Source organism: Lysobacter sp. KIS68-7 (assembly GCF_021284745.1).
In the GTDB taxonomy this organism is placed as follows: domain Bacteria; phylum Pseudomonadota; class Gammaproteobacteria; order Xanthomonadales; family Xanthomonadaceae; genus Noviluteimonas.
In genome coordinates, this window is sequence record NZ_CP089925.1 from 2,952,246 (window position 1) to 2,973,192 (window position 20,947).

Annotated in this window: 15 protein-coding genes; 4 read left to right on the top strand and 11 right to left on the bottom strand. The window is 67.4% G+C overall.

The features are described from left to right. Window positions 1–4: 4 nt before the first annotated feature. Window positions 5–2,593: an alpha-amylase family glycosyl hydrolase gene (locus LVB87_RS14205; RefSeq protein ID WP_232898605.1), complete on the bottom strand. Its 2,589-nt coding sequence runs from the start codon at window positions 2,591–2,593 to the stop codon at window positions 5–7. Between the two features lie 231 nt (window positions 2,594–2,824). On the opposite strand from LVB87_RS14205, the gene LVB87_RS14210 reads away from it, so the two are divergent. Then, window positions 2,825–5,632: a TonB-dependent receptor gene (locus LVB87_RS14210; protein WP_232898606.1), complete on the top strand. Its 2,808-nt coding sequence runs from the start codon at window positions 2,825–2,827 to the stop codon at window positions 5,630–5,632. A 65-nt stretch (window positions 5,633–5,697) separates the two neighbouring features. Here LVB87_RS14210 and LVB87_RS14215 read toward each other — a convergent pair whose 3' ends face one another. The 6 genes from LVB87_RS14215 to zwf form a co-directional block, all read right to left on the bottom strand. Further along, window positions 5,698–5,940, bottom strand: coding sequence for a hypothetical protein (locus LVB87_RS14215; protein WP_232898607.1), 243 nt, complete (start codon window positions 5,938–5,940; stop codon window positions 5,698–5,700). Window positions 5,941–6,040: 100 nt separating this feature from the next. Beyond that, window positions 6,041–6,694 carry a bifunctional 4-hydroxy-2-oxoglutarate aldolase/2-dehydro-3-deoxy-phosphogluconate aldolase gene (gene eda / locus LVB87_RS14220; RefSeq protein ID WP_232898608.1) on the bottom strand — a complete coding sequence of 218 codons (654 nt, stop codon included), beginning with the start codon at window positions 6,692–6,694 and terminating at the stop codon, window positions 6,041–6,043. Continuing rightward, complete coding sequence (gene glk, locus LVB87_RS14225; RefSeq protein WP_232898609.1) at window positions 6,691–7,674, bottom strand: glucokinase; 984 nt, start codon at window positions 7,672–7,674, stop codon at window positions 6,691–6,693. Before glk ends, eda begins: the two co-directional genes overlap by 4 nt. Beyond that, entirely contained in the window at window positions 7,671–9,518 is a 1,848-nt protein-coding gene (gene edd, locus LVB87_RS14230; protein WP_232898610.1) for a phosphogluconate dehydratase, read from the bottom strand. The genes glk and edd overlap by 4 nt, the downstream gene beginning before the upstream one ends. After that, on the bottom strand, window positions 9,518–10,222 hold the full coding sequence (pgl, locus tag LVB87_RS14235) for a 6-phosphogluconolactonase (RefSeq protein ID WP_232898611.1): 705 nt from the start codon (window positions 10,220–10,222) through the stop codon (window positions 9,518–9,520). Before pgl ends, edd begins: the two co-directional genes overlap by 1 nt. A 2-nt stretch (window positions 10,223–10,224) precedes the next feature. Next, the gene (zwf, locus tag LVB87_RS14240) at window positions 10,225–11,685 is read right to left on the bottom strand and encodes a glucose-6-phosphate dehydrogenase (protein WP_232898612.1); all 1,461 of its coding nucleotides are present in this window, start codon (window positions 11,683–11,685) and stop codon (window positions 10,225–10,227) included. Window positions 11,686–11,848: 163 nt separating this feature from the next. On the opposite strand from zwf, the gene LVB87_RS14245 reads away from it, so the two are divergent. Together LVB87_RS14245 and LVB87_RS14250 are read left to right on the top strand one after the other, a co-directional pair. Beyond that, complete coding sequence (locus tag LVB87_RS14245) at window positions 11,849–13,351, top strand: hypothetical protein (RefSeq protein WP_232898613.1); 1,503 nt, start codon at window positions 11,849–11,851, stop codon at window positions 13,349–13,351. A gap of 104 nt (window positions 13,352–13,455) precedes the next feature. Next, complete coding sequence (locus LVB87_RS14250) at window positions 13,456–14,028, top strand: hypothetical protein (protein WP_232898614.1); 573 nt, start codon at window positions 13,456–13,458, stop codon at window positions 14,026–14,028. Between the two features lie 76 nt (window positions 14,029–14,104). Here the strand turns inward: LVB87_RS14250 and LVB87_RS14255 are convergent, their stop codons facing one another. Further along, complete coding sequence (locus LVB87_RS14255) at window positions 14,105–15,214, bottom strand: right-handed parallel beta-helix repeat-containing protein (protein WP_232898615.1); 1,110 nt, start codon at window positions 15,212–15,214, stop codon at window positions 14,105–14,107. Window positions 15,215–15,578: 364 nt separating this feature from the next. Here LVB87_RS14255 and LVB87_RS14260 point away from each other — a divergent pair, with 364 nt between their 5' ends. Then, window positions 15,579–15,986 carry a biopolymer transporter ExbD gene (locus LVB87_RS14260; RefSeq protein ID WP_232898616.1) on the top strand — a complete coding sequence of 136 codons (408 nt, stop codon included), beginning with the start codon at window positions 15,579–15,581 and terminating at the stop codon, window positions 15,984–15,986. Between the two features lie 21 nt (window positions 15,987–16,007). Here the strand turns inward: LVB87_RS14260 and LVB87_RS14265 are convergent, their stop codons facing one another. From LVB87_RS14265 to LVB87_RS14275, 3 genes are all read right to left on the bottom strand, one after another. Next, complete coding sequence (locus LVB87_RS14265; protein ID WP_232898617.1) at window positions 16,008–16,400, bottom strand: hypothetical protein; 393 nt, start codon at window positions 16,398–16,400, stop codon at window positions 16,008–16,010. 9 nt (window positions 16,401–16,409) lie between these two features. Continuing rightward, a complete protein-coding gene (locus LVB87_RS14270) occupies window positions 16,410–17,966 on the bottom strand; it encodes a serine hydrolase domain-containing protein (RefSeq protein WP_232898618.1) in 1,557 nt (518 codons plus the stop codon). Between the two features lie 67 nt (window positions 17,967–18,033). Continuing rightward, entirely contained in the window at window positions 18,034–20,946 is a 2,913-nt protein-coding gene (locus LVB87_RS14275) for a TonB-dependent receptor (RefSeq protein ID WP_232898619.1), read from the bottom strand. Window position 20,947: the final 1 nt, after the last annotated feature.

Genomic DNA, 20,947 nt, shown 5'->3' on the forward strand with positions numbered 1-20,947 from the left:
AGGGTCAGTGCTTTGGAATGGTGATCGGTCCGACGGCATCCAGCACGCGCGGATCGCGCGCGGGATCGCCGCCACCGAAGGCGTAATCGGCCGCGACGGGGCGCAAGGCGCGCCAGCCGCCGTCGTAGTCCCAGGTCGTCACGTACACGCGCGCGCCCGCCAGGTCGGTGGCGCGGCCGAGCGAGGCGGCCGGGAACGTGAAGGTGACGGTGCGTGCGGCGGCATCGACGTCGACGAGCGCGGTGCTCGCCGAGGGCGTGCCTTCGTTCGTCGCGGATGCGCTGCGTGCATCGAACATGGCGCGGCCCCACCCGTTCGCACGCAGGTGCACGTCCCAGCGCATGGTGTCGGGCAGGTCGGCGAACTGGTTCGGCATGGCACGCGCGCCGCCCTGCATGCCCGGCACGTCGACGAACACCGAGAACGCCACGTGGTCGAAACCGTTCGGCGGATTCCACGTGGTCGTGATCGCGCGCATGCGCACCGTGACGCGCAGCGTGCCACCGGAGGTGGCGACGTCGACGTGCTCGATGTCGCCCTGGCGCGGCGCGAAGGTGGCTTCGGTGGGATAGGTGTAACGGCCGCCGGGACCGGTGTCGTCGCCGAGCGGATCGTCGATGGAGGCCGCTGGCGTCCACGGACGCGCGACATGGAAGGTGCGGCGTTCACTGGCGCCCACGCCGTCCATCCACGCTACGACGGTGTGTTCGATCGCCGGGTCGAGCATCGCGCTCGTGTCGATGCGGGCGCGCCAGTGCGCGCCTTGCCGCGTGATGGGCATCGGGTGGTCGTAGTCCTCGTCGACGACGACGCGAACGTCGCCGGGCACGAGGTTCGCCCCCTGCACGTCGAAGTCGCCCTCGAAGATCTCGCGCGGCAGGTCATCCAGTTCCGGATACTCCGTGTCGTCGATGACGGCGGTGTCCCGCGTCTCCGCCCGCCACACGTATCCCGAGCGCGGCGGCAGCACCATGGAGACATTCCCGTAGCCGCCGACGTCCAGGTCGCGCCCCTTGCCGTCGATCGCGAACACGTTGCGCAGCAGGTCGCCCGCGGCGAGCCCCGTCGGGAGGTTGTCGAGCAGCGCCTTGTGGTTGGCCGTGTTGAACACGACGAGCCGCGCTTCACCGCTGCCGTCCTTCATCCAGTACGCCAGCACGCCCGGCCCCGCGGCATTGCTGCGCAGCACCTCCGGCGTCCCGCGACTGAGTACCTTGTCCCCGCGTCGCAATGCGATGGCGCGCTGCAGGTAGCGGTACAGCGGCGCGTCCTCATCGAAATGATCGCGTCCCTGTGCCCCGAAACCACCGGCGAACATCGCCGTCCGCATCCCGGTGAAGCCCTGCTCCGTGCCCTGCCAGATCACGGGCATGCCCGGCAGCGTCATCAGCATCAGCAGCGCCTGCTTCAAGCCGGCCTCGTCCCCGCTGGCGAGGAAGCGGTCGACATCGTGGTTGTCGATGAAGGTCGCCATGCGCCACGGATCGGCGAACACGCGCATGCGGTCTTCGATGCGCCAGCCGAGTTGCTTCGTGGGCGCACCACGCGCGAACACGTCGGTCGCGGTGGCATACAAGGGGAAGTCGAGCATGCCCGGCATGTAGGGCGTGCCATCGGGCGCGCGCATGTAGGCATCGATGCGCCTGGCCTGCTTGTCCTCGAAGGGCTTGTCGGAGGCGAAGGCCTCGCCGAATACATGGAAGTCCTTGCGACCCGTCGCTTCGGCCACGCGCAGGATGCCGGGCGCCTGCGGATCATCGGCGCGCAGGAAGTCCGCGAAGTACTCGGGCGGCACGTACAGCGCGGTATCGACGCGGAAGGCGTCCACGCCGACCTCGCGGATCCACTTGCCGTAGCTCGCGCGCAACGCGCGGCGCACTTCGGGCGACTCCGCATTCAGGTCGTCGAGGCCCGCGTTCTGCCAGGTCAGTCGCTGCGTGTCGTTGGTGAAATCGACGATGTCCGGCGTCCAGTGATAGATCGCCTGCGCGCGTTGCGCGGGATCGCGCGGATCATTGCGATTGAAGGGCGCCTGCGTCGGGGCGCCCTGCCCCTGCGTGTCGCGCACGAAGGACAGCCCGCGCGCGGGGTCCTTCGGATCGGGCAGCGCGGCGTAATGGAAGAAATCGGCAACGTGGTTCACCACCACGTCCTGGATCAGGTACATGCCGTCGCCGTGCAGCGCCTGCGCGAAGGCCTGGTAGTCCTGGAGCGTGCCGAAATGCTTGTCGACCGAGCCGAAGTCCGTCGCCCAGTACCCGTGGTAACCGCCGTAATGCGCCTTCGGGTTCCACCATTGGTTGGCCACCGGCGGCGTGATCCAGACCGCCGTCGCCCCGAGGTCGCGCATGTAGGCGATGCGCTCGCGCGCGCCGCGCAGGTCGCCGCCGCTGTATTTCGCGTTGTCGGCCGGGTCGGTCTCGCCCGCGCCCTGGTCGTCGTTGCCCCGGTCGCCGTTGGCGAAGCGGTCGATCATCAGGAAGTAGACGACCTGGTCGCGCCAGTCGGGCGACGGCACGTCGCGCGGGCCCGTCGCGGGTGCCGGATCCGCCGCGAAGGCCGCGGTGGCGAGCATCCCGACGCCCAGGCCCATGCCGAGCCGCCACCTTTTGGTGGCAGGCCTTGCGGGCGACGGGCGCGGACCTGAATGCATGCAGCCTCGCGGAAAGGCGGGATCGGTGGTGCGCGGACTATTCCATGCGCCGGGACCCGCGTGCCGGGCCCCGTCACCCGCTTGCAATGAATACGTATGCAAAAAAGTTACCGGCGGTAGCGCTACCCCTACCATCGCCGACGGGGAAATGACTTCTTCCGGAGGGGAACAATGCAGCACCTGAAACGCAACCTGCTCAGTGTCGCGCTGGCTTCGGCCACCATGATGCTGGCGACCGGCGCCATGGCGCAGTCGACCACGAACACCACGCCTGACAAGGGCCCGAGCGCGCAGGACCAGACCGCGCAGACCGGGACCACCACGCAGGACCAGGCCAAGAAGCGCACTGCGCAACAGCAGCAGGCGAGCCAGCTCGAAACCGTCACCGTCGTCGGTATCCGTACCGGTATCGAAGACGCGATCAACACCAAGCGCGAGTCGACTTCGATCGTCGAAGCGATCTCCGCCGAAGACATCGGCAAGCTGCCCGACGTCTCCATCGCCGAATCCATCGCCCGCCTGCCGGGCCTCGCCGCCCAGCGCGTCGGCGGCCGTGCGCAGGTGATCTCCATCCGCGGCCTGTCGCCGGACTTCTCGACCACGCTGCTCAACGGCCGCGAAATGGTCAGCACGGGCGACAACCGCAGCGTCGAGTTCGACCAGTATCCGTCCGAACTGATGGCCGGCGTCACCGTCTACAAGACGCCGGACGCCGCCCTCGTGGGCCAGGGCCTGTCGGGCACGATCGACATGCGCACCGTGCGCCCGCTCGACTTCGAAAAGCCGGTCGTTGCGCTCAGCGCCCGTTACCAGCGCAACTCGCTGGGCTCGGCGGCGAACGCCGACGGCAACGGCAACCGCCTCAACGCCAGCTACATCGGCCAGTTCATGAACCGCGAGATCGGCATTGCGCTCGGTTTCTCGCACTCCGACACGCCGATCCAGGAAGAGCAGACCGGCCTGTACGAACCGTGGCAGGTCGCCGGCCGCGCGGGCGTCCCCGCCGGCACGTACGTGACCGACGGCGCGAAGGCCCTTCGCCGCACCGGCTACATCCGCCGCAATGCGTTCATGGGCACGCTGCAGTTCGCCCCGATCGCCGAGTGGACGAGCACGCTGGACATCTTCCACACCTCCGCCGTGCAGGAAGACACCGCGAACCAGTTCGAAGCCAACTTCAACTACAACGGCAACAACGTCACCCAGGTGTGGGATCCGACCGTCAACAGCAACGGCACCCTCACCGGTGGCACGCTGACGAACACCTACCCGCTCGTGCGCGGCATGTACGAAAAGCGCGAGGACACGATCAACGGCGTGGGTTGGAACAACCAGATGAAGTTCGGCGAGGCGAACGTCACCGCCGACCTGAGCTGGTCGAAGTCCACGCGCGATGAAGTGCAGCTGGAAAACAACACGCAGCTGCTGCCGAACCCGACGTTCGACACGCTGACGCTGTCGTTCCCGCAGGGCGGCTTCGCGACGCTGCATCCGACGCTCGACTACTCGAACTCGCATGCGCTGTTCCTGGCCAACACGATCTACGGCTCGGGCTACGGCAAGACGCCGAACGTCGTCGACGAGCTCAAGGGCTTCAACGTCAACGCCAACATCCCGATGCCGTTCCTCCAGAACGTGTTCGCGGACTTCGACATCGGCGCGCACTACGGCGACCGCGAGAAGGTCAAGCACCAGCCCGAAGGCAACATCAACCTCGGCGCGCAGGGCATCACCTCGATCGGCGACGACCTGCAGTACGGCCTGGTCGACCTCGGCTTCGCCGGCGTCGGCATGATCCCGTCCTGGAACGTGCCGGCCGCGGTCGCGCGTTACATGACCTTCGCGCCGAACGAAAACGCCAACTACCTGGTCGCCAAGGCCTGGACCGTCGACGAAACGATCAGCACCGGTTGGCTGCGCGCGAACATCGACACCACCTGGGGCTCGATCCCGGTGCGCGGCAACATCGGCATGCAGATCCAGCACACCGACCAGTCCTCGTCGTCGAACTACTGGGACGCCTCGCAGCCGGCCGGCCAGAACTCGCGTCCGTACGAGAACGGCAAGACCTACACCGACTACCTGCCGAGCCTGAACCTGGCGTTCTCGTTCTCGCACGACCAGACGCTGCGCTTCGGTGCGGCCCGCCAGATCGCGCGCGCCCGCCTCGACCAGCTCCGCGCTTCGTTCGAGTTCGGCATCTCCACGGCCACCGGCATCCCGGGTGGCTCCGGCGGCAACCCGCAGCTCGATCCGTGGCTGGCCAACTCGTATGACGTCTCGTACGAGAAGTACTTCAACGGCACCAAGGGTTACGTGTCGGCCGCGGCGTTCTACAAGGACCTGCGCACCTACATCTACACCCAGTCGCGCGAGTACGACTTCTCGCCGTTCATCGCGCAGATGCCGCCGGACCAGCAGGCGATCGTCACGACCAACTTCGGCCAGTTCCAGGCCCCGTACAACGGCAAGGGCGGTTACCTGCAGGGCCTCGAACTGACGGCGTCGCTGCCGCTCGACCTGTTCTGGGAACAGGCGGACGGCTTCGGCTTCATCGCCAGCGCCGGCTTCTTCGACAGCGACATCGCCATCGTCGATCCGGACAGCGCCTCCAGCGTGGGCAGTTCGAACATCTCCCTGCCGGGCCTGTCGGACAAGGTCGCCAACTTCACGGGCTACTACGAGAACAACGGTTTCGAAGCGCGCATCAGCCAGCGCTGGCGCTCGGACTTCATCGGCGAGATCAGCAACTTCGCCGCGAACCGCACGCTGCGCTACGTCGAAGGCGAGAGCCAGACCGACGCGCAGGTCAGCTACGCCTTCGGTGAGAACTCCACGTTCAAGGGCGTGACGCTCCTGCTGCAGGCGACGAACCTGACGAACGAGGCCTACCGCACCTACGCCACCACGAAGGACCGCCCGCTCGAGAACATCGAGTGGGGCCGCACCTACCTGCTGGGCGTCAGCTACAAGTTCTGATCCACGAAAAACGCAGTACCCCTCCTGCCCCTGCCGGTGCGAACCGGCAGGGGTCTTTTTTTGCGTCAGGGCATCGCGATCGCCACGCCGCCGCAGCGGCCTTCGACCTGGTCGACCACCGCATGCGACAAGCCCTGCCCACGCACGCGCCGCAGGCGCACGCGCAACCACTCGCCCGCGTCTTCGCCGGCCGCGTCCTGCCAGCGGTACACCATCGACGCACCCGCCAACTGCACGCGGTAAGGCGCACCCAGCGCCGCACGCAGTTCGCCTTCCTTCATTCCGATCTTCACCGCTTCGGCCCGCATTGGGTCGCTCCATTCCGTTGGGAATGGCCAGCGTCGCGCACACGCGTGCGCCGCGGCATCGGGCGACGCCGCGCGTGCGTGTAGGAAAACCGGAGGGCGATCAGCCCCGCAGGGTCGTGCAGGCTTTCGCGAGTGCGCCGATGGTGGCCCAGTCGCGCGCTGCGAGGGCCTCGTTCGGCACCATCCACGAGCCGCCCACCGTGATCGCGTTCGGCAGCGCGAGATACGCCGGCGCCTTCGCGGCGTCGATGCCGCCGGTCGGGCAGAACTTCACGTGCGCGAACGGCCCCGCGAAGGCACGCAGCGCACCGAGGCCCCCGCTGGATTCGGCGGGGAAGAACTTGAAGCGCACGTGGCCCGCGTCCATGCCGCGCATGAGCTCGCTGGCCGTTGCGATGGCGGGGATGTAGGGAATCGCGACGTTCTCCGCGGCGGCATACAACGCATCGGTGGCGCCGGGCGAGATGGCGAACACGGCGCCGGCATCGGCGACCGCGCCCATGTCGGCGGCACGCAGCACGGTGCCCGCGCCCACCACGGCTTCGGGCACTTCGCGCGCGATCGCTTCGATCGCAGCGAAGGCCACGCCGGTGCGCAGGGTCACTTCCAGCACGGGCAGTCCGTTCTCGACGAGCGTGCGCGCGAGCGGCACCGCGTCTTCGATGCGGTCGATGCGCAGCACCGGCATCACCGGCGCGCGCGCGAGGACGGCATCGACGGCCTGTTGCCGCGTATCGATGTTCCAACGGCTCATGTGCCCTCCTTCGTGCCGGCGCGCAGCGACATCGCGGCCCCGAGCAACCCGGGTTGTGGATGCGTGATCACATGGATGGTCACGCCTTCGAGGTAGGCGACGAAGCGCCCCTTCGCCAGGAACCGTTCGCGGAACGCACTGCTGCGCAGGAACGGGATGAAGCGCGGCACCATGCCGCCGGCGATCACCACCGTGCGCGACCCATGGATCAGCGCCGCATCGCCCGCCACGCTGCCCAGCACGGCGCAGAAGCGCGCGAGCGCGCGACGCGCGGCGACGTCGTGGCCTTCGAGCGCGGCGGCGACGATGTCCGCCGGATCGCGCAGCACGGGGCGTGCGTCGAGGTCGTGGGTCTTGCCGCGCAGGACCGCGTCGACATGCGACAGGCCCGCGCCGCACAGCACGCGCTCGTTCGAGCAACGTCCGAACTGCGAGGTGAGCCAGCGCGCGATCGCCTGCTCTTCGTCGCCCAGCGGCGCGAAGCTCACATGCCCGCCTTCGGTTTCCACGACGTGCCAATGCGCTTCGTTGCCGACGAGCATCGCCACGCCGAGTCCCGTGCCCGGGCCCATCACGGTCACCGGGCCGCGCAAGGGGCCTGCGGTCGGGCCGTGCAGGGTCGTGCGGTCCTCGGGCGTGAGCGCAGGCACCGCCCACGCGACCGCGCCGAAGTCGTTGATCACCCGCAGTTCGTCGAAGCCGAGCATGCGCTGCAGTTCGCTGCGGCTGAAGGACCAGGCGCGGTTGGTGAGGCGGATCTCGTCGCGGTCGGCAGGGCTTGCCACCGCGAGCGCACCGCGCCTGGGCTGCACGCCGACTTCGCCGAGGTAATGCTCGATCGCATGCTGCAGGCTCGCGAACTCCGCCGCAGGAAGGCTCTTCGCTTCGCGCAGCGTCGGTGTGGCCGCGGACAGATCGGTGAGCGCGAAACGCGCATTGGTGCCACCGATGTCGGCGACCAGGGCGACGTCGTCACTCATGCATGCACTCCCCGCGCCGCGTGGACTTTGTCCTCATCCAGGAACAGCGCGCTGCCGCCCTGCTCCGCCGTGCCCACCTGCGCGCGCATCATCGCGAACAACTCGCGCCCCATGCCGTGGCGATTGGCCGACAGGTCGCCCGCCTGCGGCGTGCGCGCATGCCATTCCGCCTCGGCGACCACGGCATCCATCGTGCCCGCCTCCGAATCGATCACGATGCGGTCGCCATCGCGGATGCGCCCGATCGCGCCCGCGTCGGACGCTTCCGGCGTGACATGGATGGCCGACAACACCTTGCCCGAGGCGCCGGACATGCGCCCGTCGGTCAGCAACGCGACGCGCTGCCCGCGGTCCTGCATTGCCGCCATCGTCGGGGTGAGCTTGTGCAGCTCCGGCATGCCGTTCGCGCGCGGGCCCTGGCCGCGGATGACGGCGACGAAATCGCCGCGCAGTTCGTCGGCCTTGAACGCGCGCAGCAGGTCGTCCTGCGAATCGAAGACGCGCGCGGGCGCATCGATCCTTCGGTACTGCGGATCGACGGCGGAAATCTTCACGATCGCGCGGCCCAAATTACCTTGCAGGCGACGCAGGCCGCCTTCCTTGTCGAACGGTTCGGCCACCGTGCGCACGACACTCGCATCGAGCGAAGCCTTCGGCGGCTCGCGCCATTTCAGCGTGGTGCCGTCGAGCCAGGGTTCCATCGCCTGCTGTCGCAGGTCGCCGCCATGCACGCACGGAATGTCGGCGTGCACGAGCCCCGCGTCGATCAGCTCGCGCAGCACGAAGCCAATGCCACCGGCCGCATGGAAGTGGTTGATGTCCGCCGCGCCGTTCGGATACGCACGCACGATCAGCGGCGTGACGCGCGAAAGTTCATCGAGGTCGTCCCAATCGATCAGCACACCCGCCGCGCGCGCCATCGCGACCAGGTGGATCGCGTGGTTGGTCGAACCGCCGGTGGCCGCGAGCGCGGCCATCGCGTTGACGATGGCGCGCTCGTCGATGGTGCGGCACAGCGGACGATAGTCATCGCCCAGGGCCGAAACGCGCAGCACCTGCTCCGTCGACGCCACCGTGAGCGCATCGCGCAGCGGCGTGCCCGGATTGACGAATGCGGTGCCCGGCATGTGCAGGCCCATCGCTTCCATCATCGTCTGGTTGGAATTGGCGGTGCCGTAGAAGGTGCAGGTGCCGGGCGCGTGGTAGGAGGCCGCTTCGGCATCCAGCAGTTCCTCGCGCGTGGCCTTGCCCTCCGCGTAGCGCTGGCGGACCGCGGCCTTTTCCTTGTTGGTCAGGCCCTGCGGCATCGGGCCGGCGGGCACGAACATCACGGGCAGGTGGCCGAAGCTCAGCGCGCCGATCAGCAGGCCCGGCACGATCTTGTCGCACACGCCCAGGCACAGCACCGCGTCGAACATGTCGTGCGACAGTGAAACGGCGGTGGCCATCGCGATGTTGTCGCGCGAGAACAGCGAGAGCTCCATGCCCGTGCGCCCCTGCGTCACGCCGTCGCACATCGCGGGCACGCCGCCTGCGACCTGCGCGCTGCCGCCCGCGTTGCGCGCGGCCATGCGGATCAGCGTCGGGTAATGCTCCATCGGCTGGTGCGCCGAGAGCATGTCGTTGTAGGCGGTGACGATGCCGATGTTGCCGGTGTGCGCGCCGCGCAGGCGTGGTTTGTCTTCGCCCGAGGCGGCGAAGCCGTGCGCCAGGTTGCCGCAGCTCAGGCGCGCGCGATGCGGGCCTTCGCCCGCCGCGGCGTCCATGCGCGCGAGATAGTCGGCGCGCGTGCGTCGGCTGCGTTCGAGGATGCGTTGGGTAACGCGTTCCGTGACGGGATGCATCAGGGACTCCAGAGCACGTCCACGGAAACGCCGGGGGCGTGCAGCACTTCGGAAATCGGCAGGCGCGCGTCGCGGCCGCCGGCTTGCGCACGACGCAGTATCGCGCGCTTGGGCTCGCCCGACAGGGCCAGGTGCAAGGTGCGCGCCTGCAGCAACCGCGGGAGCGACAGGGTGATGCGCGGGAACGGGGCTTCGGGCGGCAGCGGGACGGGGTCGATGCGATACGCGCCGCGCTCGTCCGACGGGTCCAGCGCGGCAGCGAGCTGCGCGGCGCCGGGGAACAGCGACGCGGTATGCGCATCCAGTCCCATGCCCAGCACGATCGCATCGAAGGGCGCGGCCGAGCGCGCCAGCAGCGCCCGGGCATGGGCTTGCGAGCGGTTCGGGTCGCCGTCGTCGACGGTCAGCGATTCGATGCGCACGCCGTCGGCGGGCGCGAACACCTCGCGCAATTCGCGCACGTTGCAGGCCGCGTGGTCGTGCGGCACGCAGCGCTCGTCGGTGGGCAGCAGCGCGACCTTGTGCCAGTCCAGCGGCATGTCGGCGAAGCGACGGTACGCCGGCCACGGCGTGCGCCCGCCCGCCAGCGCGAGCAATGCATGGCCCTGCGTCGCGATGGCCGCGCGCGTGGTCGCGAACAATGCGTCCGCAAGCGCGTCGGCCAAGGCGTCGGCGGTGTCGTGATCGTGCTCGATCCAGGCCATCGTCACTCGCGCCAGGAATGCCCGTGGCGTTCGATCATCGCCACCGCGCTCGCCGGGCCCCAGGTGCCTGCGGGATACGGACGGGGCGTGATGTCGTTGGCGCGCCAACCGTCGAGCACCGCATCCACCCAGTCCCAGGCCGCTTCGGTCTCGTCGCGGCGCACGAACAGCGTGCCGTTGCCTTCGAGCGCATCCAGGTACAAGCGCTCGTAAGCAGGACGGCGCGAGGCGGCCGCGAATTCCTCGTGCATGTCCAGGTCGAGCGCCACCTGCGACAAACGCAGGCCCGCGCGATCCAGGCCCGGCGTCTTGCTCATCAGCCGCAGTTCGATGCGTTCTTCCGGCTGCAGGCGGATCGTCAGCGCGTTCGGGGAAATGCGCGCGCTCGGATCGAAGATCGAATGCGGCACCGAGCGGAACTGCAGGTGGATCTCGGTGGAACGCCGCGGCATGCGCTTGCCCGTGCGCAGGTAGAACGGCACGCCGGACCAGCGCCAGTTGTCGATGTGCGCGCGGATGGCCACGAAGGTTTCGGTGCGGCTGTCGCGGCCGAGTTCTTCTGTATATCCCGGCACCACGCGACCACCGACCGCGCCCGAGGTGTATTGCCCGGACACGGTTTCCGCCTGCACTTCCGCGCGGCCGATGCGGCGCATCGAACGCAGCACCTTGATCTTCTCGTTGCGCACGGCGGTGGGCTCGAAGCGCGCCGGCGGCTCCATCGCGGTGAGGCACAGCAACTGCAGCAGATGGTTCTGCAGCATGTCGCGCATCGCGCCGGAGGTGTCGTAGTAATCGCCGCGCCCTTCCACGCCGACCGTTTCGGCGACGGTGATCTGCACCTGCTGGATGTGGCGCGCATTCCACAGCGGTTCGAACATCGCGTTGCCGAAGCGCAGCGCGATCAGGTTCTGCACGCCTTCCTTGCCGAGGTAGTGGTCGACGCGGAAGACGCGGTCTTCGTCGAACACGCGCGCGACACCATCGTTGATCGCCCGGGCGCTCGCCAGGTCGTGGCCGATGGGCTTTTCGAGCATCACGCGCGTGCCCTCGCCGGCCAGGCCGAGCGCACCGAGCGCATCGCAGATCGGGCCGTAGAAGCGCGGCGCGGTGCTCAGGTGGTAGAGCACGTCGCCGGTGCGCAGCGCGGCGATGCGCTCACCCAGCACGCGCATCGAATCGGCGTTGCCCGAGTCCGCCGCCTGGTGGGCCATGCGGTCGAGCAAGGCGGCGAGCGAGGCCTCGTCCAGGTCCGGCGCGCTTACCTGCTTGCGCACGGCGTCGGCGACGTTGGCGCGGAAGGCCGTATCGTCGAGTTCGCTGCGCGCGGTGCCGAGGATCCGCAGCCGCTCCGGCAGCAGGCCCGCGTGCTGGAGGCCATAGAGCGACGGCAGGAGCATGCGCTGCGCGAGGTCGCCGGAGGCGCCGAAGATGACGAGGAGTGACGCGGTGGTTCCGGGCATTGGCTGAATGGGGCTGGGCGTGTGCCAAGCCTAAACCGATGCGGCCGCCATGGCGGTGACGACGGCCGTGCATACGTTTGCAGGGGCGTACCGTAGCTCCATCGGATGGAATGGCATCGGAGGCGCGATGGAGCCGATCGCGAGGGTCCGGAAGGCAGCGGCCGTGGGCGCGCTGTGGGCGGTCGTGGCCTGCCAGGCCGGCGCCGGCGACCCGCATGCCGCGGCAACCCATGCGCCCGGCGGCGTCGACTTCGGCGTGCATTGCGCGCCGGCTGTGCGCAGCGACTTCGACGGCGCGCTCGCCCTGCTCCACCACATGACCTACCCGCAGGCGCGCGCGGCCTTCCGCGCGATCGCCGAGCGCGACCCGAAGTGCGCCATGGCCCATTGGGGCGTGGCGATGACGCTGTTCCAGCCGCTCTGGCCGACGCGGCCCGACCTCGATGACCGCAAGCTCGGCTGGAGCGAGGTGCAGAAGGCGCGAGACATCGGCTCGCGGGATCAGCGCGAACAACTGTTCATCGATGCGACGGCGGCCTTCTTCCAGGATCCGCCCTCCGAAGACTACTGGGCGCGCATCCACCGCTGGGCCGATGCGACGGAGCGTGCGCACGAAGCGTTTCCGAACGACGTCGATGCCACTACGTTCGAAGCCCTGGCCCTGCTCGCCACCACGCCGCAGGACCGCGCGACGCGCGACAACGCCGATCGCGCTGCCGCGCTCCTGGCGCCCGTGCTGAAGGCGCATCCCGACCATCCCGGCGCGATGCACTACATGGTGCACGCCGACGACGTGCCGGGCCGGGAGCACGAATCGCCCGACATCGTGCGTGCCTACGAACAACACGCACCCGACAACCCGCACGCCCTGCACATGCCCACGCACGTCTATACGCGCCAGGGCGACTGGGCAGGCGTGGTGCGCGGCAACCTGCGCGCCGCCGATGCCGCGCTGCGCTACCCGGCCGGCGACCATGGCGAATACGTGTGGGACGAGTTCCCCCACGCGATCGAATACCTGGTCTACGCGTACCTGCAACAGGGCGACATCGCCAACGCGAAGAAGCAACGCGACCGCCTGCTCGCCACGCAACACCTGCAGCCTTCGTTCAAGACCGCCTTCCATTTCGCGTCGGTGCAGGCGCGCATTCCGCTGGAAACGCAGGACTGGGCCGGCGCCGCAGCACTGAAGCCGCGCACGCCCGTGTGGGTGGAATGGGACAAGTACGCATGGCCCGAAGCGATCTCGCAGTTCGCGCACGGCATGGGCGCAGCGCACACGGGCCACCACGACGACGCGCTGGCGGCGCTGGATCGCATGATGGAACTGCGCCGCAAGATGCAGGCGGCGAACGAATCGCTGTTCGAACGCAACATCCACGTGCTGCAACTGCAACTGGAATCCGCCATCGCGCGCGCCAACGGCCACGACGGTCCCGCGATCGAAAAGCTGCAGGCCGCGGCGGCCATCGAAGCCTCCACGCCCAAGCATGCGGTGACGCCCGGCCCCACGCTGCCTTCGGAGGAATTGCTCGGGCAGCTCTACCTTGCGCGCAACGAACGTGCGCTCGCGAAAGCCGCGTTCGAACGTTCGCTTGCGCTGTATCCCAATCGGCGCTTGTCCAATCGTGGGCTGATTACTGCAGAGTCGGTGGCGAACCGATAAGCGGCGGCCGCACAGTCGTTCCACCCGCGTTGGCGTGTGTGTCCGCACTGCATGCACGACGCGGCCCTCCCCTCCCTGCCAGGCCTGTCCTGCCGAGGTGTTCCATGACTCGTACGTTATTGCTCGTCGCGGCGCTCGGCGCCGCATTGGTGCCCGAACTCGCGAGCGCGAAGGAGAAGCACGCGGCGGCCGCCGCGCCAGCCTCCGACAAATCGATCATCGACAGCGCGATGCGCGCGGCCCCCGCCAAGGTCTCCGCCGGCGCGAAGATCGTCGCCTTCGACGACAAGGGCCAGATGCGCACCGTGCGCGAAGGCAGCAACGGCTTCACCTGCATGGCCGACAACCCCGAGACGCCCGGCCCCGATCCGATGTGCGTGGATGCCGCGGCGATGGACTGGGCCGGCGCGTGGATGTCGAAGAAGGACCCGACCGCCGGCAAGGTCGGCCTGGCGTACATGCTCGAAGGCGGCACGGATGCGAGCAACACCGATCCGTATGCGAAGGCGCCGACGAAGGAGAACCACTGGATCAAGACCGGACCGCACGTGATGGTGGTCGGTGCCGAACCCGCGTTCTACGACCAGTATCCGAAGAGCCCGGATCCGGATACGTCGATGCCCTACGTCATGTGGGCAGGCACGCCCTACCAGCACCTGATGGTGCCGACCCACTGACGCGCGCGCACCGCGCATGAAAAAAGGCCCCCGGTTTCCCGGGGGCCTTCTTGTTTGCCGACGAGGGCAGACAGTCTTACTGGAACTTGTTCGTACCGATCGTGGCGATGGCGCCGCCGCGGATCAGGACGTCGCGCTCGATCTTCGACGTCCAGCCGGTCTGCGTGAACGGCGTGCGCGTCTTGGCGCCGAGGCGCGTGTAGTTCTGGTACGACAGGTTGTTGCTGTGGTTCACGCCGTTGGTGCCGGTGTTGTAGACAACGCCCGTCGCCGAGTTCAGGCGGAAGGTGTTGTTGGTGACCGTCAGGTTGGACGTGCCGTTGGTGCCCAGGCCGAGCGAACCATTCTTCTCCAGCGTGCAGCCGGTGATGGTGATCGCGCTCGTGCGCTGCCAGATGTTGACGCCGTACTTCTTGTTGTCGTTCATGCGGCAGTTCTGGATCAGGATGTTCGAGCAGGTGTAGCCCGCATCCGGCTCGATGTCGATGCCGCACTCCGGCGCCGTGCCCTGCGTGAAGCTGAACTCGGAGTCGTACACCTTGACGTTGGTGCAGTTGGTGATCGACAGGCCCTGGCGACGGTTCTGCGTGGAGATGATGTTGGCGATGACGACGTCGCTGGCCGCGCCGCCGACGCACACGCCGTCACCCGTGCACTTGGACACGCGCAGGTCGCGGATCGTGACGCGCTTGCCGCCGAGGCACTGGATGCCGTGGCCCCACTCGTGGGTGCTCGTGCCCGAATAGACGTGCGTGTCGCGGTCGCCGACCAGCTGGCCGCCGGCGATTTCGACGTCGGACTTGTCGTTGATGTAGAGGATGTAGTTGCGGATCAGGTTGTTGGTCTTCGCCTTCAGGATCGCATTCGGATCCATCTGCAGCAGCATCGAGCTGCGCAGGTTGATCTTCTTGTTGGTGTCGATCATGTAGGTGCCGGCCGGGATCTGCACGATGCCGCCCGCGGTCGGGAGCGAGTTGATGGCGGCCTGGATGGCGGCCGTATCGTCGTGCACGCCGTCGCCGATGGCGCCGTAGTTCTTGACGTTGCGGACCGTGGTGCCACGGGCACGCGACGGCGGGGTGGTGAGCGCGAAGGCCGGCATGGCAACGCCACCGATAAACAGGGGCACCGCGACCAGGGCGGAGTTCTTGATGAAGGCGCGACGGCCGACGTTCGTGTTCAACATGATGTTGTGACCTCTATGACCAGATGATTCGCCGGTGTGCCCCGGAGCGAGGGCAAATGTAGAGGACACGTGAAGCTTGGAAAGCGCGAAATCGCAAAACTGCGGATTGCGCCGAACTTATTGTTCAGTTTGATGTTCCTGAATGCGATTTTCGTGCGATTTAGCGAGTGTGATCCGTTCGTTAAGCCACCTGAAGTGCGCAAACTTTCACGCGCAAGCGACAGTGGAATGTGTTGGGGATGCGTGAAATCCGAGGGGCCTGACCACTGATTCCGGGGCGCGATGCCCCCGTTGCCGGATTCAGGAAGCTGGCGTAGCGTGAAGGCCGCAGGGGGCGTCCTGCCCCCGGTCAGGGAGATCAGGCATGGCGACACACGCATTCGCTTCCGCGCCCCGGGACCGCGCCTTCGCGGACATCAACATCACCCCGCTCGTCGACGTCATGCTGGTCCTGCTCATCATTTTCATGGTGGCCGCGCCCACGCTGAGCCGTGCCGTGCAGTTCGACCTGCCCCGCCCGAACCCCAACCCGCCCACCGTCAACGACAAGATCAAGCTCGGCATCCAGGCCGACGGATCGATCACCTGGAACGGCGCCGTGCAGCCTTACAGCGCATTGCAGGCCCTGATGGCGGTGGAAGCGCAGCGTGATCCCGCGCATCCGCCCACCCTGGTCATCAAGGCCAGCGGCGATGCGGACTACGGCGTGGTGACGCGCGTGCTCGCCCTGGCGCGTTCGGCGGAGCTGGATCGGATCGCGTTCGAGCAATAGCGGCCGCGGGAAGCGGCTCGCCTAGTGCAGGTGGAAGCCTTCGCGCCGGGCGAGCCGCCATCCCCAGATCCCGCAGGCAAGGATCACGAGGTTGCCGACGAAGTCGAGCAGCATCCAGCGCGTGAAGATCGGCACCACGAAGTAGAAGTACATGTTGAACGCGAAGAACGGGATCGACCCGAGCAGGCCGAAGGCGAGGAAGGTCTTCGGCGTGAACTTCGCGAACCAGATCAGCACGCCGCACAGCATCGCCTGCGCACCGAAGCAGGCGATGAACACCGCAGAGGTCGCGTTGAGCACCTGGTGTTCCGGCCGGATGGCGAGCGACTCCACCATGCGCGGTTGCAACAGGCACCACGCGCCGAGCACGAGGAACACCAGGGCCAGGATGCGCTGGAGCGTGTGGGCGCGCATGCCCGGAGCTTAACCCGGACAGTCCCCCGTCCGCGCGAAATCCAGGTCCTCGTAATCTGAGCTGAAATCGCCTTCCGGATCGGTCTTGCGCATGCGCATGTGGCCGCCGTCGAAATCGAGCCAGGCTTCCATGTCGACGAGGTCGTCATCCCAGTCCACGAGCCAGTGCTCGCCCACGCGCACCAGCGTGCCCAGCATCTTCGGCGACTTCTCCGATGCGAAGCGCAGGCGCCCGCCGTCCGGGCACAGCCGCACGGTGCCGAACCACGGGTCCTTCCAGGTGCCCATGCGCGCGGCATCGAACGGCGGCGCGAGCGCGACGCGTGGTTGCGTGGGCGCCGCGGCGGCCGGCTTCTGCGCGGACGTTGACGACGGCGCCGACTCGGCGGCCAGCAGGCCGGCGTACTTCGCCACCGTCGGTTGCGATTCCGGCGACGTGAATTCCTTCATCAACACTTCGCCAAGCACCGTGCGCGCATCGTCCGCATCGGCGTTGATCATGAAGACGAACCCGCTCTTTCGATCAGGCAGCATCGCCATCATCGAATACATGCCCGACAGCGTGCCGGTGTGCGAGACCGTCCATTGCCCGTCGACGTCCGCCATGCGGAAGCCATAGCCGTACGCATACACATGCGCGTTGTCCCAGCGCTTGCGCCGCGCGGACAAGGGCATGATCGTGCGCGGCGTCTGCATTTCGCGACGCTGGTCTTCCGACAGCCACGCCAGCTGCTTCGCATCCGGCACGAGCCAGTTGCGCATCCACACCAGCATGTCGTCCAGGCTGCAGCGGATGCCGCCCGCGGGCGCGGAGGCGATCGCCGGCACCTGCGGCGGATCGACGTTGCCCGGCACGTAACGCCCGTCCACCTGCACGTGCGGCTGCGCCACTTCGCCCGCCGCGCTGCGATCGAACGCGCCGACGCGGCAATGCGTCATGCCGAGCGGATCGAAGATCTCGCGCTTGACGAGCGTTTCGTACGGCGCGCCACCCGCTGCCGCGGCGACTTCACCGGCGACGACATACAACAGGTTGTCGTAGGCATACCCCGCGCGGAAGCCATAGGCCGGCTTGATGTACGCCAGCCCGTGCACGATGTCCTCGCGCGTGAAGTTGTTCGGCTCTGGCCACAACATCAAATCGCCGCCGCCTTCGGGCAGGCCGCTGTTGTGGATCAGCAGGTCGCGCACGCGCATCTCGCGCGTGACCCAGGGATCGTTCATCCGGAAATCCGGCAGGTACTTGATGACCGGATCGTCCCAGCGCAGCTTGCCCTGCTCCACCAGGCGCGCGAGCACACTGGCGGTCATCGCCTTGCTGTTCGATGCGATCTTGAAGATCGAGCGCGAGGAGATCTTCCCGTCCTTGCCGGCTTCCAGGTCACCGACCGTGCGCGTGTAGACCACCTGCCCGTCCCGGACCACGCCGACGGCGAGCCCCGGCAGGTGGTACTGCGCGACGATGTCGTCGACCACCTTGTCGTAGGTGGCATTCGTCGCAGGCGCGGCCGCATGCGCCAGCCCCGCCACGCACCACGCCACCGCGAACGCCAGGACTCGTTTCATCGAATCGCTCCTCCAAAAAAAGGGGCGGCCGCGGAGGCCGCCCACAAGAGGGGTACCGCACCGTTGCTCAGAAATCCAGCGACACCGTGAGTTGCCCATACCGGGCCTGCTGGTATCCCGTGCCTTGCAGGAAGAACGGATTCGGCGTGCCGATCTGGTCTTCCGATTCCAGGTCCTCGATCACCTCGGTCACCCTCTGCTGGTTCAGGAGGTTGTAGATCGCGAACTTCACGCGAAGCTCCGCGTTGCCGAAGGTCTTCAGGTAGGTGAGGTTCGTGCCGAGGTCGAAGGTCCACGGCAGTCGGCCGTAGGTGCCGCGCTCATGCAACTGGTACACGCGCTGGGCGTTGGGCGCATCGCAGTTCGCGATGCACACGTACTGGCTGTGGAACTCCGTGCTGTCGAACGGATTGGCGGCGCCGAACGCGCTGATCGGACGACCCGAACGCGCATCGAGCGTCGCACCGACCTGCCAGTTGTCGTTGAACGCGTAGGTGCCGCGCAACTTCACCTGGTGGCGTCGATCGTTCGGCAGGTAACCGAAGGCGTTGTAGTTCACCCACGGATTGTCGAAGGCTTCGGTGCGGCCGCTGTCGGAGAAGTTCGTGTCGGAGTTGACCGGACCTTCGGCGTTGCCCTTGCTGTAGGCCAACGTGTAGGACGCGTTGAACGCCCACTTGTTGTCCCAGGCGCGGTCCAACTCGAATTCCAGGGCGCTGTAGGAGCGGCGCGGCTTGTCCCAGCCGACGATGCCGAGGATGTTGCCGTCCTCGTCGTACTTCACCCAGCCGGTCTTGTTCGTGTCGATGTTGATCCAGCTGTCGTTGGTGCCGTCGCAGTCCGTGTCGCCGTAGACCGTCAGCTCCTTGCCCGGGTTGGCCATCGCGAAGAAATCCGTTTCGCAGTAGCCGTTCCAGGTGATCTCCATGTCGTCGATGGCGTTGTGCAGCTTGCGGTGGATGCCGCGCACGCCCCACGACCAGCTCGGCGTTAGTTGCTGCTGGAAGCCCAGGATCAGCTCGTCCTGGTAGACGGGATCCATGTCCGCGTCGACTTCGCCGCGCACGTCCGGCACGCTGCCGTCGCCCTGCGACACATCGACCGGGCCGATCTGCTCGCCGAGGATCGGGATGTTGTCCGGCCCGAAGCCTTCGAACACATAGAACGTGCGGCGATCGAGGAACGGACCGGCCTGCTTGATGTTGATGACGTTCGCCACCGGCAGGAAGTAGCGGCCGACGTTGCCGAAGATCTTCATCGACGCATCGCCCTTCGGATCGAAGGAGAAGCCGAAGCGCGGCGCGATCATGTTGTCCATCTTGATGTAGCTGTTGCCCTGCCCGTCCTTGTTGTCGAAGCCTTCCACGCGGACGCCGAGGTTGAGCATCAGCTGGTCGGTGACCTGCCAGTTGTCCTCGAGGTAGTACGCCGAGTTGGTGGTCTCGAAGGTGCCGTTGTTGCGCACCTCGCGGGTGCGGACGTAGGCCGTGGCGCCCGCCGGGACCGGCGTGCCGTTGACGCGGCCGCTGCCCGGGATGTTGTTGACCTCGTAGCGCAGGCCCGGACCCGGGTAGTGGCTGTTGTAGTCGCTGGTGTTCTGCTCGTGGTCGTAGCCGAAGCGCAGCAGGTGCCCGTCCAGCTGCCATTCGAAGTCCAGGCGCGCGGCCTTGCGTTCGTCGCTGCGCGCGATCACCGACGTGTTCGACGTACAACCGATGAAGTCGGAGCTGACGCGGCGGTCCTGCACCAGCGTGCACGAATCGTCGGTGAGGCTGTGCACGTTCGCGTTGCGCGTGTTCGAGCCGTACATCGCCTTCATCGAGAAGGTATCGGTGAAGTAACCGGTGTAGGACAACGCCCAGTTCTTGCCGCCGGATTCGTTGAACGTCGTGTTCTCGTAGGTGCGCGAACCGTCGGCCCCGACGTTGAAGCTGTCGGTGGTGAGGTCGTCGCTGTCGGAGAAGGCCAGGAACTCGACCAGGTTGTCGGCAGTGATCTGCCAGTCCAGCTTCGCGCCCCAGAAGGCGTTGTTCGAGTCGCCGTCGAAGAAGTTGGAGTTGCCGTCGTCGGTGTTCTGCGGCTGGTAGCTCCGCGCTTCATACATGCCGAAGAAGAACAGCTTGTCCTTGATCAGCGGACCGGACGCATACACGTTGAGGCTGGCGCTGTCGTATTGGTCGTAGCGCGAGACGCGGCCCGGGTTGTCGTGCTGCGTGGACTGCAGCCAGCTCGGCTCCCACACCAGCTCGGCGCCGTACTTGAAGTCGTTCGTACCCGACTTGGTCACGGCGTTGATGACGCCACCGGTGGTGCGGCCGAACTCCACCGAGTAGCCGCCGGTCTTGACCTGGAACTCCTGGAAGAAGGAGAACGGCACGGACGAGAAGCCGACGCGGTTGTAGAAGTCGGTGACGTTCAGGCCGTTGATGTACACGGCGTTTTCCGCGACCGACGAACCGCCGAAGGACACGCCGCCGAATTCGCCGCGCACCACGCCCGGCGCCAGCATCGCCACCGCGAGCGCATTGCGCTCCACCGGCAGGCGCTGCAGTTCTTCGAAGGTGATGTTGGTGGCCGACTCGGTGGACGTCAGGTCGATCGGGGACACGACGTTGGCGCCGATGACCTCGACCGTTTCGAGCTGGGCCGGGCCCGCCGTTTCGCCGAGATCGACGGAGAGCGTGTTGCCCAGGCTGACGTACACCGTCTTCGCCGTGCCGAGTGCGGCACCGCCCTTGCTCGCCGACACCGTGTATGTGCCGACCGCCAGGAAGGGGAAGCGGTAGTTGCCGTCGGCATCCGCCGTCACCGTGCGCACGTAGCCCGTTTCCGGGTTGCGCACCGTGACTTCGGCGCCGGCGGCGACGTGGCCGATGAGCGTGCCGTCGGTGTTGGCCGCGAATGCAGCCGGAATCGGTGCGGCCAGGACCACGGCCAGCGCGAGCCACAGAGAACTACGGTGCAACGCCCTGCTCTTCATT

Coding starts and splice junctions, on each gene's coding strand:
- LVB87_RS14205 (WP_232898605.1), bottom strand. CDS start 2,593: ATGGGCCTGGGCGTCGGGATGCTCGCCACCGCGGCCTTCGCGGCGGAT.
- LVB87_RS14210 (WP_232898606.1), top strand. CDS start 2,825: ATGCAGCACCTGAAACGCAACCTGCTCAGTGTCGCGCTGGCTTCGGCC.
- LVB87_RS14215 (WP_232898607.1), bottom strand. CDS start 5,940: ATGCGGGCCGAAGCGGTGAAGATCGGAATGAAGGAAGGCGAACTGCGT.
- eda (WP_232898608.1), bottom strand. CDS start 6,694: ATGAGCCGTTGGAACATCGATACGCGGCAACAGGCCGTCGATGCCGTC.
- glk (WP_232898609.1), bottom strand. CDS start 7,674: ATGAGTGACGACGTCGCCCTGGTCGCCGACATCGGTGGCACCAATGCG.
- edd (WP_232898610.1), bottom strand. CDS start 9,518: ATGCATCCCGTCACGGAACGCGTTACCCAACGCATCCTCGAACGCAGC.
- pgl (WP_232898611.1), bottom strand. CDS start 10,222: ATGGCCTGGATCGAGCACGATCACGACACCGCCGACGCCTTGGCCGAC.
- zwf (WP_232898612.1), bottom strand. CDS start 11,685: ATGCCCGGAACCACCGCGTCACTCCTCGTCATCTTCGGCGCCTCCGGC.
- LVB87_RS14250 (WP_232898614.1), top strand. CDS start 13,456: ATGACTCGTACGTTATTGCTCGTCGCGGCGCTCGGCGCCGCATTGGTG.
- LVB87_RS14255 (WP_232898615.1), bottom strand. CDS start 15,214: ATGTTGAACACGAACGTCGGCCGTCGCGCCTTCATCAAGAACTCCGCC.
- LVB87_RS14260 (WP_232898616.1), top strand. CDS start 15,579: ATGGCGACACACGCATTCGCTTCCGCGCCCCGGGACCGCGCCTTCGCG.
- LVB87_RS14265 (WP_232898617.1), bottom strand. CDS start 16,400: ATGCGCGCCCACACGCTCCAGCGCATCCTGGCCCTGGTGTTCCTCGTG.
- LVB87_RS14270 (WP_232898618.1), bottom strand. CDS start 17,966: ATGAAACGAGTCCTGGCGTTCGCGGTGGCGTGGTGCGTGGCGGGGCTG.
- LVB87_RS14275 (WP_232898619.1), bottom strand. CDS start 20,946: ATGAAGAGCAGGGCGTTGCACCGTAGTTCTCTGTGGCTCGCGCTGGCC.